Origin of the sequence: Kitasatospora cinereorecta (assembly GCF_024172095.1) — a bacterium.
GTDB classification, from domain to species: Bacteria; Actinomycetota; Actinomycetes; order Streptomycetales; family Streptomycetaceae; genus Kitasatospora; species Kitasatospora cinereorecta.
The window spans coordinates 626,202-645,437 of the sequence record NZ_JAMZDX010000006.1; the positions used below are offsets into that span (position 1 = coordinate 626,202).

The 19,236-nt window shown below is 71.3% G+C and carries 18 protein-coding genes and 1 pseudogene; 13 read left to right on the forward strand and 6 right to left on the reverse strand.

Annotated features, from left to right (window positions below; genetic code table 11):
• Positions 1-15 precede the first annotated feature (15 nt).
• On the forward strand, positions 16-1,884 hold the full coding sequence (locus tag FHR36_RS32165; RefSeq protein ID WP_253802929.1) for a sensor histidine kinase: 1,869 nt from the start codon (positions 16-18) through the stop codon (positions 1,882-1,884).
• Positions 1,885-1,911: 27 nt separating this feature from the next.
• Here the strand turns inward: FHR36_RS32165 and FHR36_RS32170 are convergent, their stop codons facing one another.
• From FHR36_RS32170 to FHR36_RS32180, 3 genes are all read right to left on the reverse strand, one after another.
• Positions 1,912-2,724, reverse strand: coding sequence for an HAD family hydrolase (locus tag FHR36_RS32170; RefSeq protein WP_253802931.1), 813 nt, complete (start codon positions 2,722-2,724; stop codon positions 1,912-1,914).
• Positions 2,725-2,824: 100 nt separating this feature from the next.
• Complete coding sequence (locus FHR36_RS32175) at positions 2,825-3,772, reverse strand: DUF8832 domain-containing protein (RefSeq protein WP_253802934.1); 948 nt, start codon at positions 3,770-3,772, stop codon at positions 2,825-2,827.
• 104 nt (positions 3,773-3,876) lie between these two features.
• Entirely contained in the window at positions 3,877-4,254 is a 378-nt protein-coding gene (locus FHR36_RS32180; RefSeq protein WP_253802936.1) for a hypothetical protein, read from the reverse strand.
• Between the two features lie 141 nt (positions 4,255-4,395).
• Between FHR36_RS32180 and FHR36_RS32185 the strand changes: the two genes are divergently transcribed.
• Both FHR36_RS32185 and FHR36_RS32190 read left to right on the forward strand, forming a co-directional pair.
• Positions 4,396-4,908 (forward strand): protein-tyrosine phosphatase family protein, encoded by a 513-nt coding sequence (locus FHR36_RS32185; protein ID WP_253802938.1) that lies wholly within the window; start codon positions 4,396-4,398, stop codon positions 4,906-4,908.
• Between the two features lie 285 nt (positions 4,909-5,193).
• Positions 5,194-6,105, forward strand: a complete 912-nt coding sequence (locus FHR36_RS32190; protein WP_253802940.1) for a hypothetical protein — start codon at positions 5,194-5,196, stop codon at positions 6,103-6,105.
• A 190-nt stretch (positions 6,106-6,295) separates the two neighbouring features.
• On the opposite strand, the gene FHR36_RS32195 is transcribed toward FHR36_RS32190, so the two are convergent.
• The 3 genes and pseudogenes from FHR36_RS32195 to FHR36_RS32205 form a co-directional block, all read right to left on the reverse strand.
• Positions 6,296-6,535, reverse strand: coding sequence for a hypothetical protein (locus FHR36_RS32195; RefSeq protein ID WP_253802941.1), 240 nt, complete (start codon positions 6,533-6,535; stop codon positions 6,296-6,298).
• Positions 6,536-6,551: 16 nt separating this feature from the next.
• The gene (locus FHR36_RS32200; RefSeq protein ID WP_253802943.1) at positions 6,552-7,055 is read right to left on the reverse strand and encodes a PIN-like domain-containing protein; all 504 of its coding nucleotides are present in this window, start codon (positions 7,053-7,055) and stop codon (positions 6,552-6,554) included.
• A gap of 67 nt (positions 7,056-7,122) precedes the next feature.
• A pseudogene (locus tag FHR36_RS32205) lies at positions 7,123-7,314 on the reverse strand (DUF433 domain-containing protein); the annotation flags it as partial.
• Between FHR36_RS32205 and FHR36_RS32210 the strand changes: the two are divergent.
• The 10 genes from FHR36_RS32210 (at position 7,228) to FHR36_RS32260 (ending at position 19,234) form a co-directional block, all read left to right on the forward strand.
• A complete protein-coding gene (locus tag FHR36_RS32210) occupies positions 7,228-7,521 on the forward strand; it encodes a hypothetical protein (RefSeq protein WP_253802945.1) in 294 nt (97 codons plus the stop codon). The pseudogene FHR36_RS32205 and the gene FHR36_RS32210 sit on opposite strands and share 87 nt — an antisense overlap.
• A 585-nt stretch (positions 7,522-8,106) precedes the next feature.
• A complete protein-coding gene (locus tag FHR36_RS32215) occupies positions 8,107-8,445 on the forward strand; it encodes a hypothetical protein (protein WP_253802947.1) in 339 nt (112 codons plus the stop codon).
• 98 nt (positions 8,446-8,543) lie between these two features.
• Positions 8,544-9,266, forward strand: coding sequence for a WXG100-like domain-containing protein (locus FHR36_RS32220; RefSeq protein ID WP_253802949.1), 723 nt, complete (start codon positions 8,544-8,546; stop codon positions 9,264-9,266).
• On the forward strand, positions 9,263-13,054 hold the full coding sequence (locus FHR36_RS32230) for an RHS repeat-associated core domain-containing protein (RefSeq protein WP_301330896.1): 3,792 nt from the start codon (positions 9,263-9,265) through the stop codon (positions 13,052-13,054). The genes FHR36_RS32220 and FHR36_RS32230 overlap by 4 nt, the downstream gene beginning before the upstream one ends.
• A complete protein-coding gene (locus FHR36_RS32235; RefSeq protein WP_253802952.1) occupies positions 13,054-13,452 on the forward strand; it encodes a hypothetical protein in 399 nt (132 codons plus the stop codon). Before FHR36_RS32230 ends, FHR36_RS32235 begins: the two co-directional genes overlap by 1 nt.
• A 259-nt stretch (positions 13,453-13,711) precedes the next feature.
• Entirely contained in the window at positions 13,712-14,599 is an 888-nt protein-coding gene (locus FHR36_RS32240; RefSeq protein WP_253802953.1) for an LLM class flavin-dependent oxidoreductase, read from the forward strand.
• Positions 14,600-14,809: 210 nt separating this feature from the next.
• On the forward strand, positions 14,810-15,379 hold the full coding sequence (locus FHR36_RS32245; protein WP_253802954.1) for a hypothetical protein: 570 nt from the start codon (positions 14,810-14,812) through the stop codon (positions 15,377-15,379).
• A gap of 169 nt (positions 15,380-15,548) precedes the next feature.
• Positions 15,549-16,304, forward strand: coding sequence for a DUF6585 family protein (locus FHR36_RS32250; protein ID WP_253802956.1), 756 nt, complete (start codon positions 15,549-15,551; stop codon positions 16,302-16,304).
• A 336-nt stretch (positions 16,305-16,640) separates the two neighbouring features.
• Positions 16,641-17,867, forward strand: coding sequence for a hypothetical protein (locus FHR36_RS32255; RefSeq protein WP_253802958.1), 1,227 nt, complete (start codon positions 16,641-16,643; stop codon positions 17,865-17,867).
• A 404-nt stretch (positions 17,868-18,271) separates the two neighbouring features.
• Positions 18,272-19,234: a hypothetical protein gene (locus FHR36_RS32260; RefSeq protein ID WP_253802960.1), complete on the forward strand. Its 963-nt coding sequence runs from the start codon at positions 18,272-18,274 to the stop codon at positions 19,232-19,234.
• Positions 19,235-19,236: the final 2 nt, after the last annotated feature.

The following is a 19,236-nucleotide window of genomic DNA, read 5'->3' on the forward strand; positions in this document are numbered from 1 at the left end:
GGCAGACTGGGCCCCATGGAGATCCCGCCGGAGGAGACCCCACCCGAGCAGCCGGCACAGGCGGCACAGCCCTTGCAGCCCTCACAGCCATCGCGGCGTGCCCAGCCCGCCCAGCCCGCGTGGCGCGCTTCCGCCGCGCCCCGCGTCCCCGAGATCTCCTCCCTCGGCCTGGACACCCTGGTCACCGAGGTCTCCGAGCGCCTGCAGTCCGCCGCCGCGGTCACCGACCGCATGCAGCGGCTGCTGGAGGCGGTGGTCTCGGTCGGCACCGGACTCGACCTGCACGCCACCCTGCAGCGGATCGCCACCGGCGCCGCGGAACTGGTCGACGCCCGCTACGCCGCCCTCGGCGTCATCTCGCCGCACGGCACCGGCCTGTCCGACTTCATCCACATCGGCATCGACGACGAGACCGCCGCCCGGATCGGTGAACTCCCCGCCGGTCGCGGCATCCTGGGCGCGCTGATCGAGAACCCCGAGCCGCTGCGGCTGGCCGACCTCACCAAGGATCCACGCTCGTCCGGGTTCCCGCCGCACCACCCGCAGATGCGGTCCTTCCTGGGCGAGCCGATCCGGGTCCGCGGCGCGGTGTTCGGCAACCTGTACCTGACCGAGAAGAAGGGCGGCGGCGGCTTCACCCCGGAGGACGAGCAGGTGGTGCACGCCCTCGCCGCCGCGGCCGGCGTGGCGATCGAGAACTCCCGCCTGTACGAGGAGGGCCGCCGCCGCGAGCGCTGGATCGCGGGCGCCGCCGCGGTGACCACGTCGCTGCTGTCCACCGACGAGGCGCAGCTCGCGCTGACCGTCGCGGCCGAGCAGGTCCGCGAACTGGCCGACGGCGCACTCGGGATGATCCTGCTGCCCGCCGGCGAGGGCCAGATGCGGGTCGCGCACGCCTCCGGCGAGGCCGCCGAGTACCTCACCGGTGAGCTGCTGCCGAAGGACAGCTTCGCCGCCCGCCTGCTGCAGGGCGAGTCGGTGTACCTGGACGACATGTCCACCGACCCGACCGTGGTGCTCCGGCTGGCCCGCGACTTCGGGCCGTCGATGGCGGTGCCTATGGTCTCGTCCGGCCGGGTGCTGGGCGGCCTGTCCGTCTGGCGGCGGCGCGGCTCCGCCCCGTTCTCCGACTCGGAGCGGCAGCTCGCCCTGACCTTCGCCTCGCAGGCGGCGCTCGCCCTGCGGGTCGCCGAGTACCAGCGCGACAAGCAGCGGCTCGCGGTCTTCCAGGACCGCGACCGGATCGCCCGCGACCTCCACGACCTGGTCATCCAGCGGCTGTTCGCGACCGGCATGATGCTGGAGAGCGCCGCCCGGCGGGCGATCGTCCCGGAGGTGCAGGAGGGCATCGGCAAGGCGGTGGACGAGCTGGACGCCACCATCCAGGAGGTCCGCACCACCATCTACGCCCTGCAGCACGGCGACACCGACGACGAGCCGGACACCCTGCGCACCCGGGTCCTGCGGGAGGGCAGCCAGGCCTCCGCCGCCCTCGGCTTCAAGCCCACCATCACCTTCACCGGCCCGGTGGAGAGCCTGGTCGGCGAGAAGACCTCCCGCCAACTCCTCGCCGCACTGCGGGAGATGCTGTCCAACACGGCGCGGCACGCCCGCGCCTCCCGGGTCGCTGTCGAGATCGACGCCACCGTCCACCTCGCCGACAGCGGCCGCCCGCTCTCCGGCGACCCCGAGGCGCCCGACCGGGCCGGACGCCCCGGCGTCCTGCTCACCGTCACCGACGACGGCGTCGGCATCCCGGACGGCGGCCGCCGCAGCGGCCTCGCCAACCTCACCCGCCGCGCCGAGGCCCTCGGCGGCGACGCCTGGCACGAGAGCGGCCCGTACGGCAAGGGCACCCGCGTCCGCTGGACCGCCCGCCTCTGACCCCTGGCGGACGGCCGCGCGGGAGCGTCAGAGCAGGGTCTCGATCACCGCTGCCACCCCGTCGTGCTCATTGCTCACCGTGTGCTGCGCGACCGCCGCCAGCACCTCCGGATGCGCGTTGGCGACGGCGTACGAGCGGCCGGCCCAGGCCAGCATCTCCAGGTCGTTCGGCATGTCCCCGAACGCCACCACCTCGGACCGGTCGATGCCCTGCTCGCGGCACCAGCGCGCCAGCGTGCTCGCCTTGGTGACCCCCGGCGCACTGATCTCCAGCAGCGCGATCGGACTCGACCGGGTGATCTCCGCGAGCTGCCCGGCCGCCTCGCGGGCCCGGCTCAGGAAGACGTCCGGCTCCAGGTCCGGGTGCTTGGCGAGCAGCTTGAACAGCCCGTCGACCCGGCCGTCGGCGAGCAGTTCCGCGGCCGGTGCCACCGGGTGCTCCTTGTCCGACTCCCACATCACCACCGTGTACTCGGGCTCCCGGGCGAACCCGCCCGGGTACTCGAACGCGAAGGCTGTGCCCGGGAGTTCGGCCTTCAGGGCGTCGACCACCGCGAGCGCGTCGGCGGCCCGCAGCGGGAAGGTCTCCAGCAGCTCGCCGCGCCGCACGTCCACCACCGCGCCGCCGTTCGAACAGATCGCCACGCCGTGGCCGCCGATGTGACCGGACACCTGCTGCATCCACCGCGGCGGCCGCCCGGTCACGAACACCACCTGGATCCCCGCCCGCTCGGCGGCATCCAGCGCGGCCGCCGTCCGCTCGGAGACGGTGCCGCCCGAGCACAGCAGCGTGCCGTCGAGGTCGGTGGCGATCAGGCGGGGGCGCGGGGTGGTGGTCACCCGTCCATCTTCGCGTACCCGGGCGTGGACGCCGCCGCCGCGGTGCGACCGCAGTGCGACCGCGGTGCGACCGCGGCGACGACGCCCGTGCCCGCCGCCGCTACCCGCGGACGGTCAGGGTCAGCTCCGCCGTGTGCAGCGTCCCACCGGTCTGGAACTGCAGGAACAGCCGCCAGTCACCCGGCTTCGACAGCTCCGCGTGGAACGCCAGCATCGGCCCGCCGCGGCCGTCGGGGGTGGCCTTGCTCTCCGGGTGCAGGTGCGCGAACGCCCGGTCCCCGGCGTGGAAGGCGGTCAGGTGTGCGTACGTCTCCAGGTACGGCTGCAGATCGGCGACCGGATTGCCGTCCCGGCTGACCGTGACCGTGAGGCCGCCCGCCGTACCCGCGCGCAGGACCCCCTCCACCGTGACCGTGTAGCCGTCCACGGTGGTGCTCGCGGCGGCCGCCGGCAGCGGTGCCTCGGCCGCGTCGCCCGCGACGGTCACCGTCCGGCTCAGAACCAGCCCGTTGCCCTTGCCGCTGCCCGCCCCCGGCACGAACGAGGCGTACACCCGCCAGTCGCCCGGCTTCAGCGCCGCCAGCGGGGCCGTCCAGGTGCCGTCCGCCGCCATCTGCGGGTGCAGGTGCTGGAACCCCGAGAGGTCCGAGCGGATCGCGTAGAAGTGCATCTGCTTGGTCTGCTCGGGCTCGAACGCGGTCAGCGCCTTGCCGTCCGGGCCGGTCACCGTGAACCGGTACTCCGTCGGCGACCCGGCCGGCAGCGACGCCTGGCCGCTGTTCAGCCGGTAGCCGCCCTGCTCGGCGGACAGGCCGTCGGACGCCGCCGTCGCGTCCGCGCCGCCGCCGTGATCCATGCCCGCCATGCCGTCACCTGCGCTCGCGGACGCGCCTGCACTCGCGGACGCGCCGCCGTGGTGCATGCCCGCCATGCCGTCGCCACCGCCCGAACCGCAGGCGGCCAGCGACAACGACAGCACGGCCGCCGCGGCGGCGGCCGTCAGGGCGCGACGGGACTTCTTCTGATCGAGGAACTGCTTCACGTTCACGGGAACTCCAAGGTGTGCCGGGCATGCACTCAATGCACGCGCCCGGACAGGGACAGGTCACTGCGCCCGGACCGCCCGCCAACGAGGGTGTCCGGGTGCGCCTGTCACGTCCGCGCGACGCACTTGCGCAACAGCAGCGCCCGCCCACCCGGCGGCGCCCGACACCCGTCCCCCGACGACCACTCCGCCGACGCCACACCGCGGACAGGCTCGCCCGCGCCGAGCACCGGAACCGGCCCGCCCAGCGGCACCCCGTCCCGCGGCCGCGTCGACACACAACTCTCCGCCGACCCGTGCCCCGCCGCCTTCTTCACCACCGGTCCACCGGCCGGCTCGTGGCCTTCGTGCACTTTCTGTCCGATACGGTCCGCGGACGTTCCCGCGCCCATCACCGCGTGGCACCCACCCACCGCCGACGCCGGACTCCCGTGCATCAGGAACAGCCCCACCAGCAGCCCGCCCAGCACGACGAGCCGGGCCAACGCCCCACCACGCCCCACCACGCACCCACCGCCCCCGGCCGCCGACACCCGACGCCTCCGACCATACCCCCTCCCGGTATCACCACCCCTCCGGAACCTGCTCGCCGCCCCCGACGTTCCCCGACGGGAGGACGCAACCGGATGAAGACCCGCCAGCCCGACCGTGACGTCCCCGGCCCCGGCGCGCCCTGGAACGAGATCGCCCCCCGGCTCTGGATGGGCGGCCACTACTGGAGCGGCCCGGACGGACTGGAACTCGCCGTCGTGGAGTACCAGTTCGACACCGTGATCAGCCTGGTCGATATTCCCGGACACGGCCCCGCCCCCGGCGTCGAGCACCACTGCGCTCCGGTTCCCGACGGCCCCCTCAACGCCGCTCAGCTGGCGGCCGTGCTCGCCCTCTGCGACACCGCGGTGGCCGCCCACCGTGCCGGCCGCACCACCCTGGTCCGCTGCCACTCGGGCTACAACCGATCGGGACTGGTTGTCGCCCAGACCCTGATCTCGCTCGGCCGCCCTGCGGACCAGGCGATCGCCCTGATCCGCAGCCGCCGCTCACCGTGGGCCCTCCACAACGACCTCTTCGTGGACTACCTCACCACCGGCCTGGAGACCGCCCAACTCCTCACCAGCCTTGGCGCGCCCGAGATTTGATGGTCACTCACTTTGATCCTGCCGCGCCGCTTTCTGCCCAAGCAGTCGCCCAGTAGGACAGGTTGGCGATCAGTCACCGATGTCCGCTTGCCGCATTCCGATCGCGTCGACCGCTGAGTGACGGCTGTGCTACGTTCCGTGACGTCCGAAGCAACAAAACGACCCCGGCGGTGCGGTAACACCCCGGGGTCCGGCACTAGGCCTAACCTCCCAATGCGCATCCATCGTACCGAAGTTGCCAGCCACTTCACGCAACTCCCCAACCGTGTCGTGCAGAATCGCCGGTTGTCCTACACTGCGCGCGGTCTGCTCGTGGACCTCCTCTCCCGCCCCGACGGCTGGCGCGAGGACGGTCGGCAGATGGCCGACACCAGCCCGCAGGGGCGCGGCGCGATCCGCAGGGCGCTGAAGGAGCTGACCGCCGCCGGCTTCTACCGGGTCGAGAAGATCCGACTGCCCGACGGCACCATCCGCACCATCACCCACGTCTACGACACCCCGCAGCTCGTCCCACCGGGTGTCACCCGTCCAGACGCCGGTGAACCACCCACCGGCCGCGCAGACATGCTTTTAAAAAACCTAGACAAAGAACCCACCTCCCCTGCCGAGCAGGCTCCGGAACCGGCCGCCGCGACTGAGCGGCCGACGAGGAGGAGGCGGCGGGAAGCCGCCGTCCGACCACCCGTGGAACCGGCGGACGAGCAGACCCGGGAAGCAGTGGCCACCCTCTTCCGGGTGATCCGTCCCGAGCCGCGGCTACGCCTCGGCGAAGCCGAAGCGCGCGAACTCGCGCCACTGGTCGCCCAGTGGCTGGCTCGCGGCAGCACCCCCGCCGACCTCGCCCGCGCCCTGCTGCCCGGCCTGCCCGCCCCGATGCACTCGGCAGCGGCGGTGCTCCGGTACCGCCTGGAACGCGGCATGCCACCCGCCCAGGAGCCCGCGCCACCCGCCGTGCCCAGATACGCCGAATGCGTCGGATGCCACGACCCGGTACCCCGACCCGGCCTCTGTCGCCCCTGCGCGGGCAGCCCGGCCCGGACCGTCTCGATCGGCCACGGCGCGGACGTGGCGGCCGCAGGCGCCGCACGCGTCAGAGCCGCCCTGCACTCCGCCCTGGCCGCAGGCCGGCGCGCCGCACCGCCACTCAGACCGCGTCCACCCCGCACCCTGGCCGCCTGCGCGGTCGGAGCGACCTAGCGGATCGTTGCCTGGTCGCGTGCGTGCTCGCGGGCGGCGTTCCCGCCTCGGTCCGGCTCAGAGTGCGATGAGCCGGACTCGGTCGCCGCAGAGCTTTGCCATGTCGTCGACGCCTCGGCCGTGAGTCACGAGGACAATCCTTGCGAGTCCAGCACGCCTGTCCCGAAGCGTTCGGTCACGTGGGACTCGCTCAACCCGCCGACCCGGCGGAGCCGGAAGTCCGTGCGCTCGCCTCCGACATCTCCTCGGCGGTGAACGCGCCCTGCTCATCCCGGCAGCGGCGAAGGTTGTCCGCGAGCAGCTGGTGTTGGATCTGGCGCGCGACTGCCTCCGCGACGAATCCGGAGACGTCGTTGGTGAGTCTCCTCAGCTCCTCCACCTGTTCCGTCGGGAGAGTGACGGTGATGCGTGTGACGAAGAGCTTGTCCACGGGGCAGCCCTGTTTCTTAGGCACTCCCGGCTGTGGGCCAGTGCTTCGGAGGAAGCGTGGAGGGATCCACGATCCGCAATCGGCTCTGATGTGACGGGTCGATCGAGGTGAGGGATATCAGAAGTTGACCCGTTGCGCGTTCGAGTTCGGTCAACGCATGCGGCAGGCCGGCGCAGACGGTGGCGACGGCGGCGCCCAGACCGACGAGGCCGCCATGCTTGTGATTGTGGCGGTACTCAATCCGGTGCAGCCCCGATTCGGCGATCGCCGTGACCTCCAGTGGGCGAGCCATCTGCTTGGTGTCGTTGGTGATCACGGCCTGGAACCCGGCTGCGGCAGCCCGCGCGTAGAGGTCGATGTCCTTGGTACCTGCCCAGCCAGCGGTCTCTGCCACGTGCTGAAGCTCGTGTTGCTTCAGTAGCAGTCGAGCCATGTGGGCCAACGGCAAGGGGACATTCTCGTCGAGCAGGATCCTCAAGAGGCGGCCTGCCGGGGCCGTCGTCCGAGTAGCTGTCGACATAGTCGGTGAAGTCGGCCGCATCACGAGCAGCTTCGGGGGTGACGCCGGGGTAGAAGTCCCTGATCGACTCCGGGCGGACGCCGTCCCTCAGAAGAGCCGCGACCTCCGAAGCGGGAATCCGCGTTCCGTCGATCACCGGTTCACCACCCCGAACCAGGGGATCAACGGACAGATGATTCCTGGGACGCAGCAGGTTCGGGATCTGTCGGCCGTTTCGATAGAACGGCCGAAGGACATCGACCATCTCGTGGATGACCATATTGCCTCGCTTACGCACGAGGTCGACGGCGTGGTTCGGGTCTGCCAGATAGATTGTGTCGTCGCCGGCCACGAGCCGGTAGCTGGACAGATGCTCGCGTTCGTCGAGATCGTCGCGCAAGGTGCCCAGAGCACGGCGAATCCTCTGGAGCGACGCTTCCTCCCGAAGCCTCACGCAGATGCGAAGCGCGACGACATCCCGGAATGAGTAGAGAATCGGCCGGGAGGCGGAGATCTCCGGCACGAGGACGGCGCCGCGCGAACCTGCGGCTCTGCGCCAGTGAGACAGCTGGCGCAGGGTGGCGCCGGACAGCGCGGCAGCGAGCTTCGGCTCGTAAGACACGGCGGCGCCTCCCACAGCTCACACGACGGCGTACGGAACCGTACTTCATGGTCGCTTACAGCCGACGTGCCCGCCAGGATTTCACCCGAACGGGGACTCGCCAGAGGCCGAAGTTCCACCGGGCAGTCCGAGGAGGCCAGCGGAGATCAGGCGGGAGTACAGCCGGTGGAGAGGCCATGCCGCAGGTAGGTCGCTAATGATCACCAAGGGCAGGCGTTCGCAGAGAGGGACGGTCGGGCTGACGCGGTACACGCCGTGTCATGGTGAGCTTCTGCCGCCCGGTGCCGGTGGCGAGCTCGCTGAGGCGTTTGCCGACCACGGAAACGCCGGGCCAGGGTTCCTGTGCGGGTACCAGGGCTTGCGCCGACGAAGCAACTCCTCACCGTGCTCGCACCAAGTGAATCCGGGCTTCCGCAGCAGCTTCCGGAACACCGCGTCGACCGTCTCCGGGTGGGCGGCGGCCAGGCGGCGGATCGGCAGTGGCGCGATCGACGCCTCGCGCAGGTATGCGCGCAGCACGTCCTGGTACTGCCTGCGGCCCGCGAGGGCTGGCTCGGCGAAGAGGTCACGCAGGAGCCCGTAGTCCGCGTAGAAGTTGAGTCCGTCGACCTCGTCGTAGATGACGCCGACCGTGTCCGAGTCCGCCAGGGCTTGCGGCAGTCCGACCGGCAGGTCGATTCCCGGCAGCCGCCCGCCCTGGGCCCGGTCGGGCCGCCCGGCGACTGCGGCCTCGGCATGCTCGTCACCTCGGTCAATCCTCGTTCATCCATCACACGCGGCCTGAGCTGATCGTGCCCGCGTGTGATCGCCACATCGGAACCCTGTTCCTTCCCCCGGCGTCGTGGACTACGGTCGTACGCGTTTGCGGTCACGGGGGAGGACTGTGCATGGCAATCGAACTGCCGGGCGAGGTTGTGGAGTTCCTGTCGTTCATCGGTATCAACTGGCCGACGGTGAACGAGGACAGCGTGCGGGAGTTCGCCTCGCACGTACGGGAGTTCGCACAGAACGTGGAGTCCGCGCACCAGGAGTCCACCGCGACGGTCCACCAGCTGGGCCAGGCGTACGAGGGAGCCTCCTACGAGGCGCTGCTCGCCAAGTGGGCGTCGGTCTCCGAGCAGCACCTCACCCAACTGGTGCAGGCCTGCCACGTGGTGGCGGACGCGCTGGACGTCGCGGCCGACGTGATCGTGGCGATGAAGGTCGAGACGATAGGTGAACTCATCGGTCTGGCTGCGGCGTTCGTCGCCGATCAGGCCGCCGCGGTGGCCACCTTCGGCGCGGCCGAGGCCGCCGTCATCCTGATCGAGGAGACCGCGAAGCGCCTGATCAACTACCTGGAACAGCAACTGGAGCAGTACATCATCGCCCAGGTGGTCGAGGCCGCGATCGAACCGTTGATCGACACTGTGGCGAACGCCGTGTCCGGGCTGGTGTTCCAGGCGGCGGAGTCCGCGCTCGGGGTGAGCGGCGGCGGTGGCGGCACCGGTTTCCGGATCGACCCGGACGCCCTCGACGACCACGCCCGGATGATGCACGACCACGCCGAGACCGTCGCCGGTCACGCGCAGGCGTTCCAGTCCAAGATCGCGGGGGTGAGCTTCGAATGAGCAACCAGATCGTCAAGGCACTCGAACACGGCGCCGAGAAGCTCGGCAAGACCCTGGCCGAGGACGCCGGCAAGGCGCTGAAGGGCTTCTACAAGAAGGCCGGCGACAACCTGAAGAAGGTCGCCCACAACACCCGCGAGGTCGAGGCCAAGCACGCCAAGGACCTCGAGAAGATCCTCAGCGGCCACGGCGGCAAGGGCGTCCCCCACCCCCGCGCCGGCTCCGGCGGCCACGGCCCGCGCGGCACCTCCCACCCCAAGCGGCGCGGCCGCGATCAGGTGCAGAAGCCGCGCACCGAGGGCCGCCGCCACGACTCCCGCAAGTGCCCCGGCGAGCCCGTCGACATCGCCACCGGCCGGATGTTCATCGACCAGGTCGACGCCTCCCTCCCAGGCTCCCTCCCACTGGAGTTCACCCGCAACTTCGAGTCCGGGTTGCTGACCGGCCGCTGGATGGGCCCGAAGTGGATCTGCACCTTCGACGAACGCCTGGAGATCGACGAACAGGGCGTCGTCCACATCCGTGCCGACCGGATCACCCAGGCCTACCCCCACCCCGAACCCGGCGACCCGGTGTTCGCGTCCGCCGGCTCCCGCCACGAACTCGACCTGACCGACGGCCTCTACACGGTCACCGACCCGGCCACCGGCTTGCTCAAGGAGTTCACCCCCACCCCCGAGCGCGACGAAGCCCTCCTCACCCGAGTACGCGACCGCCACGGCCGCCACTACACCTTCAGCTACGACGAGGACGGCATCCCCCTCGCCATCACCCACTCCGGCGGCTACAAGCTCCTCGTCACCGTCGACGCCGACCGCATCACCGCCCTGCGCCTCGCCAACGCCACCGAATCCGGCGGCGACGCGTTGCTGATGCGCTACAGCTACACCGACGGCGACCTCACCGCCGTCTACAACTCCAGCGGCAAGCCCATGCGCTTCGCCAACGACGCAGTCGGCCGCGTCCTGTCCTGGACCGACCGCAACAACTCCCAGTACCGCTACACCTACGACCAGCACGACCGGATCACCGACGAGGGTGGCGCCGACGGCACCCTGCGCTTCCACTTCGCCTACGGCGACCCCGACCCCGAAACCGGCCTGCGCACCCACACCGAGACCAACGTCCTCGGTCACACCACCACCTACCTGATCAACGAAAACGCCCAGATCACCGCCGTCACCGACCCCCTGGGCCACACCACCACCTACGAACGCGACGACTACGACCGCCTCCTGGCCGAGACGGACCCCCTCGGCCGCACCACCCGCTACGAGTACGACGGCGCCGGCGACCTGGTCCGCGTGACGCGCCCCGACGGCGAGCAGACCACGGTTACCTACTCCGACCGCCTCAGCCTGCCCGTCACCATCGCCGAGCCCGGCGGCGCCACCTGGCAGCAGGAGTACGACGACAGCGGCCTGCGCACCGCGCTGACCGACCCACTCGGTGCCACCACGCGTTACACCCACGACGAACTCGGCCACCTCACCTCGATCACGGACGCGCTCGGCAACACCAGCCTCGTCACCGGCAACGCGGCTGGCCTGCCGGTCGAGCTCACCGGTCCGACCGGAGCTCTCACCCGGCTCACCCGCGACGCCTTCGGTCGCATTCGCACCATCACCGATCCACTCGGCGGCATCACCCGGCTGACCTGGACTGTCGAGGGGAACCTGGCGACGCGTACGGCTGCCGACGGCTCCACTCAGTCGTGGACCTACGACGGCGAGGGCAACAACCTCACCCACACCGACGAACTCGGCCAGGTGACCACCCTCGAATACACCCACTTCGAGACCCTCGCGGCGCGCACCACTCCCGACGGCAGCAGGATGACCTTCACCCACGACGCGAACATGCAGCTCGTGGCAGTCACCAACGCCATCGGCCAGGCCTGGAAGTACACCTACGACGACGCCGGCCGCCTCGTCGGCGAGACCGACTTCGACGGCCGGACCCTCGGCTACACACTCGACGGCGCCGGGCAGCTCACGGCGGTCACGGACCCGCTGGGCCGGCAGACCGTCTTCGGGTACGACCTGATGGGGCGCACCGTCAGCCGGACCGTCGGCGACCGCCGGACCGTGTACGGCTATGACCCGTCGGGCCACCTGACCCGGGCCTCCGGTCCGGACGCGGAGATCCTGCGAACCGTCGACGCACTCGGCAGACTTCTCACCGAGTCGGTGAACGGCCGTACCCTGTCCGTCACCCGGGACCGCCTCGGCCGGCGCCTCGGGCGGACCACGCCCTCCGGGCACACCAGCGTCTGGGAGTACGACGCCGCGGGCCGCCCGGCAGCGCTCACCACTGGCGGCGGCAGGTTCGGCTTCGCCTACGACGCGATCGGCCGGGAGCGCGAACGCACCATCGGAGACCACCTCACACTCACCAGCGACTGGGACGACCGGCACGCCCTCGTCGGGCAGAGCCTCCGCACCACCGCCTCGGCGGACCGACCGGTCCTCCAGCAGCAGGAGTACGAGTACCGCGCCGACGGCCACCTCGTCGGGCTGCGCGATTCGCTGCGCGGAGGCCGCACCTTCGACGTCTCGCCGACCGGCCGGGTCGTCGCGGTTCGGGCCGAGACCTGGACGGAGCAGTACACCTACGACCCGAACGGGAACCAACTGACCGCCGACTGGCCACGGCAGGTCGGCGGCGAGACCGCGCTCGGCGCCCGGGAGTACACGGGCACTCGGCTCACCGCGGCGGGCCGTGTCCGTTACGAGTACGACTCCGCCGGCCGCATGACCCTCCGCCGGCAGACCCGCCTGTCGAAGGCTCCCGCCACCTGGCACTACACCTGGGACGACGAGAACCGGCTCGCCGAGGTCAGGACCCCGGACGGATCGCGCTGGCGCTACACCTACGACCCGTTCGGGCGACGGATCGCCAAGTGCCGCCTCGACGAGGCCGGAGCAGCCGTCGAGCAGACCCACTTCACCTGGGACGGCACCGTCCTCGTGGAACAGTGGACCGAGGCCCCCGCACTCCCGGGCCGACATGTCATCACCTGGGACCACCAAGGAGTCCGGCCGCTGGCCCAGAACGAGGCGATCACGGCCCGCACAACGGGTAATACCCAGGACGAGACAGACCGCCGCTTCTTCGCGATCGTCACCGACCTGGTCGGCACCCCCAGCGAGATCCTCGACCCCGCCACCGGACAGATCGCCTGGCAGGCGTCCTCCACACTGTGGGGCCGCACCGCTTGGCCGGCTGACAGTGCGACCTACACACCCTTGCGGTTCCCGGGCCAGTACTACGACCCCGAGACCCGCCTCCACTACAACCTGCACCGGTACTACGACCCCGAGACCGCCCGCTACATCTCGCCGGACCCGCTCGGGCTGATCCCGTCGCCGAATCCGCTCGCCTACGTCGACAACCCGCACGCGTGGATCGACCCGCTCGGTCTCTCACCGCACTGGTACGGCGACGCCGACTTCGTTGTCGGTTCGAACGGAGTGGCCCTCCCGACCAGCGCCGCCCGCCTCGAGGCCGGCCTGAACGGGGCGGTCACCTCCGGTGCGCCCGGCTTCGGCACCTTCCCCACGAAGTCGGCCGGCACGGGCTACGAGTTGCCGGGCGGCAACCGGATCCGGATCATGCAACCGCAGGCCAACGGAGCGGCTGGGCTGCGGGCGTCCTTCACCAACGCGACGGATGCTCCGGTCAGTCCGTTCACGGGGAAGCCGGTCCAGCCGCCGAAGAAGCTTCCGCCCGGTATGACCCCGAAGCAGCACGTACGCGAGCGCACACACCTCGAACTGGAGCCGTGATGGACCCGATCCTGGCCGATGTCCGGCCGCACCTTCCTCTGCCGGTGTCGACGGTCGAGGCAGACTCCGACGGCATCCGCCTCGGCGGCGACGGCTGGGGCCTGCGGATCAACACCGAGTGGATCCTCCACCCCGCCGACGGGCCGGACGGCGCTGAGCTGTCGTCCCGGGAGCAGTCCCCGGCCGAGGAACTGGCTGCGGCCCTCACCGGCCGGGAGGTGGTGGATGTCCGTCTCGACCGGCACGGCCCCTATGGGGACATCGCCCTCGTCCTCGGCGACGGCGGCTCGCTCGAGGTCATCAGCGACTTCCCGTACGGAGAGTGGATCTTCTCGATCTGGACGCCGACCGACCCGGAGCAGCGGCCCGTCTTCGACCTCTCGGGTCCGGTTGAATGACGGCCTTCCAGGGCGTCGACCCAGAGGAACGTGTAGGGGCCCTGGTTGAGGGGACGGCTGCGGAACTCGGCGACCCGCTGGTCCAGGTGATCGAAGGCCGATGGCTGCGCGGGTCGACGCCGTCGAAACCGCACGCGACGCCGGGCGAGCCAGGCCTGGCGGACCCGAGCCACCGGACCGCCGGTGACCCGGCGGTCGGGCTTGTGCGGCGCTCCTGGTAGGCACCCGCCCACCCGAGCGTGCGCGTAGGGTCGGTGCCATGCGTCTGAGCACCGTGATCCTCCCCATCCACCGGTGGAGCGAGGGGCAGAAGATCTGGCGTCGAGCCGAGGACCTCGGCTTCCACGCCGCGTACACCTACGACCACCTGTCGTGGCGGAGCTTCCGGGAGGAGCCGTGGTTCGGGTCGCTGCCGACCCTGACGGCGGCCGCGACGGCGACCGAGCGGCTTCGCCTGGGCACGCTCGTCACCTCGCCGAATTTCCGCCACCCCGTGACGCTGGCCAAGGAGCTGATCACGCTGGACGACGTGTCCGGCGGGCGGCTGACGCTGGGCATCGGGGCCGGCGGGACGGGCTTCGACGCGACGGCGATGGGGCAGGAGGCGTGGTCGCCGAAGGAGCGGGCGGACCGCTTCGGCGAGTTCCTGCCGCTGCTGGACGACCTGCTGCGCAACGACGCCACCACGCATGAGGGCACGTACTACTCGGCGGTCGAGGCGCGGAACATCCCCGGCTGCGTGCAGACGCCGCGGCTGCCGTTCTACGTCGCCGCGACCGGCCCGCGGGGCCTGCGGCTGGCGGCCGAGTACGGGCAGGGCTGGGTGACGTACGGCGACCCGAAGGGCCCGGCGGATGTGCCGGTCGAGCAGGCGCCCGCGGTGATCGCCAAGCAGATCGAGAAGCTGGCCGTGGCCTGCGAGGCGACCGGCCGGGACGTGGCGACGCTGGAGAAGGTGCTGCTCCAGGGCTCGACGGCGGAGAAGCCGCTGGAGTCCCTGGACGCCTTCGTCGACTGGGCCGGCACGTACCAGGAACTGGGCGTCACCGAGCTGGTGATCCACTGGCCCGTCCCGGACTCGATCTTCGAGAACGATCTCGCCGTCTTCGAGCGGATCGCCACCGAGGGCCTGGCCCAGCTCGGCTGATCACCGCCCGCGCCGCCCCGCGCCGATCCCGCCGGGACGCTTCGCGAGACGCTCGCGTGGAGCGTCCCCGGCCGGAACGGCCGAGGGGCGACGTGTGAACGCCCATGGCCTGTCCGCACCTGCGGTGAGACCGTGTTCCGAGAAGAGTGACGGGGCGGGCGGGGGCGTGCGGTGCGGGTGTCGGGGCGGGCGGCCGGGTGGGTGGCTCGGGTGACGGCGGTGGTGGGGCCGGTGGGGTTGGTGGGGGCGGCGGTGCTCGCGACCGATCCGGACTACCTGGCGCCGGGGATGGTGTCGGGCGCATTGCTGCTGGTCGGTGCGCTGCTGGTGCTGGGGGTGGTGTCCGGGCGGACGTGGGTGGTCCTGGTCGGGGCCGTGCTCGGGGTGGGGCTGCTGGCGGTGCCGGGCTCGGTGTTCAAGGCCGAGGTGATGATGCACCGGGGCGTGCCGACCGATGTGGTGGTGACGGCCGCTCATGCGGTCAAGGGACGGGGTGTCACCTGGCACTGCGACCTGCGCCGGGTGGACGGCGTCCCGCTGCCGCACGCGGTTCTCACCGACGGCTGCTACGGCAGCGGCCAGGTCGGGCGGACCGAGCGGGTACTGGTCGACCCGGCCGGCTGGGTGGCGCCGTGGCCGGCCGACACGGACTTCGGGGGCGTGGACGTCGGCGTTGTGCTGGTGGGTGCGGCGGCGGTGGCGTTCGTACTGCTGGCCGCGGGTTCGGTGCGGGTCGGGGCCCGGCCGGGCCGGACGGGTGGCACGGAGACGGTCGCGTGACGGGGTGGGTGACCGGGCCGGGCGACAGGTGCGCAGGTGCGAGGCGTTGGCGACTTCGCAGGTCGTGAGGGGGGTGAGGGGGTCGCGGCGGAGAGATACGACTGCCGTATGATCCGCTCGCCCGTTCGGTCGTCGACGCGGGCACCTTGCACGTTCTGAAAGAGGCACCATGGCCGCACCCACCGTTCCGGTCACCCAGGAGCGACTCCCCGAAGCCGTCGAGGCGTTGGCCGCAGCCCACGGGCTCGGACCGCACCGCGAGACGTTCCTGCCCAAGCGGCAGGGCGTCCTGTGGATGGCGGGGATGGTCTTCTTCGTGCTGCTCGGCCTGCTCCTGTTCGTGCTGCCCGGCCTGTTCTTCGGCTACCTGCTGCTGCAGTCGCCCAACGTGTCGCGCAAGAAGGCGGCCCATCGCCTCCACTTCTTCGAGTACGGCCTCGTGGTCGCCGACCACACCGGCCCGGTCGAGGCGTTCCGCTGGGACTCGATGGCCGTCCTCCAGCAGATCACCCGGCGCTACGCCAACGGCGTCTACGTCGGTACGACCTACCTCTACACGCTCTACAAGCAGGACGGCTCCACCCTCAAGCTCACCAACTTCTTCGCCAACCCGGAGCGCTGGGGCCTGATCATCCAGCACGCCATCACCAACTCGCAGCTGCCCGGCGTGCTCGCGGCCCTCGGCAACGGGGAGACCGTGCGCTTCGGCGACATCGCGGTGACGACCGGCGGTGTCGCGACGCCGAAGCGCGGATCGGTGGCGTGGAGCGAGATCCAGCGGTTCGAGATCAAAAACGGTGTCGTCTTCCTGGCCAAGGCTGGCAAGCTGCTCGCTTGGTCGAACACCCCGGTCGCGAAGATCCCGAACTTCTTCCTTTTCCTGGCCACGGTCGACCGACTGCGCCAGCTCAACGCCGCCGCCTGACCCGGCGGACGGACAACTTCATCGGGCCTCAGGGCCATCGGAGGGGGACTCACGGGGATGACGGACAGCCAGGGGCAACGCCCCGAAACACCGTACGGACAGGGACCGGCCCAGGGTCCGGCACAGGGGCCGGGCCACGGCCCGGGTCCGGGTCACAGCCAGGGTCCCGGCTATGCCCAGGGTCCGGGGTACGCGGGCTACGGACAGGGCCCCGGCTACGGCCAGGGCCCCGGGTACGCGGGCTACGGCTATGGACCCGGTCCCGGCTACGGCCAGGGTCCGGGCCCGGGTCCGGGATACGGGTACGGCTGGCCGCCCGCGCCGCAGCCCGGCGTCGTGCCGCTGCGCCCGCTCACCTTCGGTGACGTCATCAGCGGAGTGTTCGCCACCCTCCGCCGCTACGCCGCCCCGCTCTACCTGCCGCTGCTCGTGGTGGTCGGTGTGTCGGTGGCGGTGGTGATCGGCATCGCCGTTACCGCGAACGCCGTGCTGGGCGACCTCTACCGGTCGGTCCAGGACGACAGCTTCTACGAGCCGACCAGCGGTGAGGTCGCCTCGCTGATCTCGGTCGTCTCGATCGGCTCGCTGCTGCTGATCGCCTGCTTCACCGCGATGTCGGTGGTCAGCAGCACGACCGCCACCGTGGTGATGCGCCATGCCGTGATCGGCCGGCGGGTGACCGCAGGCCAGGTGTGGGCGGAGTCGCGGCGCTGGCTGTGGCGGGTGCTCGGCTCGTACCTGCTGCTGGGTGCCGGCCTGCTCGGCGCGGTGCTCGTGGTGGGGGTGCTGTCGGCCCTGGTCGGCCTGCTCACCCGGAGTGCGGGGGTGGGAGTGGTCGCCTTCCCGCTGATGATGGTGATCTACGGCGTGGCGATCTACGCCGCCGTCCGGCTGGCCCTGCTGGTGCCGGTGCTGGTGCTGGAGGAGAGCGGCGTTGTCGCCGCGGTCCGCCGTGCGTGGAAGCTGAACGAGGGCGCCTGGTGGCGCAGCCTCCTCATCCCGTACGTGGTGAACATGATCGGGTCGTTCGCCGCGCAGTTCGTGTGGCTCCCCTTCATGTTCGTGGGCATGGTGGCCGTGCTGCCGACCGCGGACGGCGACCCGGGTGACGGGCCGTCGATGGCGTTCGGCAGCCTGCTGCTCCTGATCGCCGTCATGCTGATCGGCTTCCTGCTGGCCATGGCGCTCACCATGCCGCTGGCGCCCGTCACGCACGGACTGCTCTACGTCGACCGCCGGATCCGCCGCGAGCGGCTGGACATCGCCCTCGGCGAGGCGGCCGGCCTGTGGACCACCGCACCGCAGGCTCCGCCGACTGCGCCGGAGCCCCCGGCCGCTCCCGAGCCCCCGGCCGCCCCGAGCGCTCCGGAGCCCCAGGACGCGGACAAGCCCCAGGACGCGGAGAAGCCCCAGGACGCGGAGAAGCCCGAGGAGGCGGAGAAGGCTACCGCCGAGCCGCAGGACGCCCCGGCAGCCCCGAGCACCCCGGACCTCACCAAGCGCGAGGCTCCGAAGTCCCCCGAGCCTCCGGTCGAACCGCAGGCCCCGGCCTCGGACGACTGACCTCGACACAGAAAACACCGGCGCACTAGGGAACGGCAGAGCCTCCGGGCTCTGCCGTTCCCGGCGTTCGGAGCCGGCGGGGCGGTACGCACCGGGCCCGCGCGGCCCCTTGGCGCACCGTCATTCCCTGTCGGAATCGGGCCTGTCGGGGCTCGTCCTGGGCCCTCGTCGGGGGTGCCGGTTCTCATTCCTCGGTCGGTCCCGTTGCGGTTCGATCACGGCGTGTCTGATTGGGTCGCGTATGGGCCTATTGCCCTGGGGAATTGTGTTGTTCGTGGGCGTGGCGGACTCTCATAATTCCCAGACCGCACGGTGATCCAGGCCCACCGCGCCGACGGGGGGAGGCCGGTCGGGCTCCTGTGCGGGACTTCTTCGAGACGCCACTTTGGGGGAGACCCTTGTCCGTGCCCGACCCCGCGCCCACTCCGGCCGAACCGGAACCGGCCACGACGCCGGAGGCCCAGCAGTCCGCGGCCGAGCCCACGCCTGCGGAGCCCGCACCTGCCGAGCCCACGATCGTGGAAGCGACCGTCGCAGAGCCGACCACCGCAGAGCCGACTGTCGCCGACCCGGCCGACCTGGTCGCCCCGGCGGTCGATCCCCTGCTCCTGACCCCGACCGGGCCCCGCAAGGCCTCGCGGGGCACCCGCCGGGCGCTGGTGGTCGCCGGCCTGCTCGCGGTGACGGCGGCCAGCGCCACGGTCACCGTGGCCGTCGGCAAGCCGGAGTCCGCCCCGCGTGCGGTCGCCGCCGCGCCCGCCTCGGCGTCCCCCACTGCGTCGGCGAGCCCGTCCGAGTCGGCCACGCCGACGCCGACCCCCACGCCCACCCCGACCGCGGCGCCGAAGCCGACGAGCACCCTGAGCGGCTCGGTCTCCGGCGGCAAGCACAGCGGTGACCTGCGGTACTTCCTCCTCCCGGTGCCCGACCAGGCGGACCCGTACGGCTCCCCGGACGGTACGGACATGACGATGGACGACATCGCGGCCCAGTACTCCAAGGACACCGACATCAAGGGAGTCCTCGACTCCTGGGGCTTCGAGGGCGCGTCCACCCGCACCTACCGCACCCGGGACGGCAAGGTCGAGGTGACCACCGAGCTGAAGAAGTTCGGCCGCGCGGACCGGGCGAAGGGCTTCGCCCAGAACTCCTCCTTCAAGGGCGACTCCTTCGACGTCGACGGCGTCGACGGCGCCAAGGGATGGGCCTTCAAGCCCGAACAGCAGGCCTACACCGGCGAGATGGTCGGCGTCGGCTACCAGGGCGACGTCGTCTTCGAGATCCGGGTCAGCGTGAAGGGCGATCCCGACAGGGCGCTGCTCGCCGATGCGATGAAGCGTCAGCGCGACCGCCTCGCCAACGGCTGACG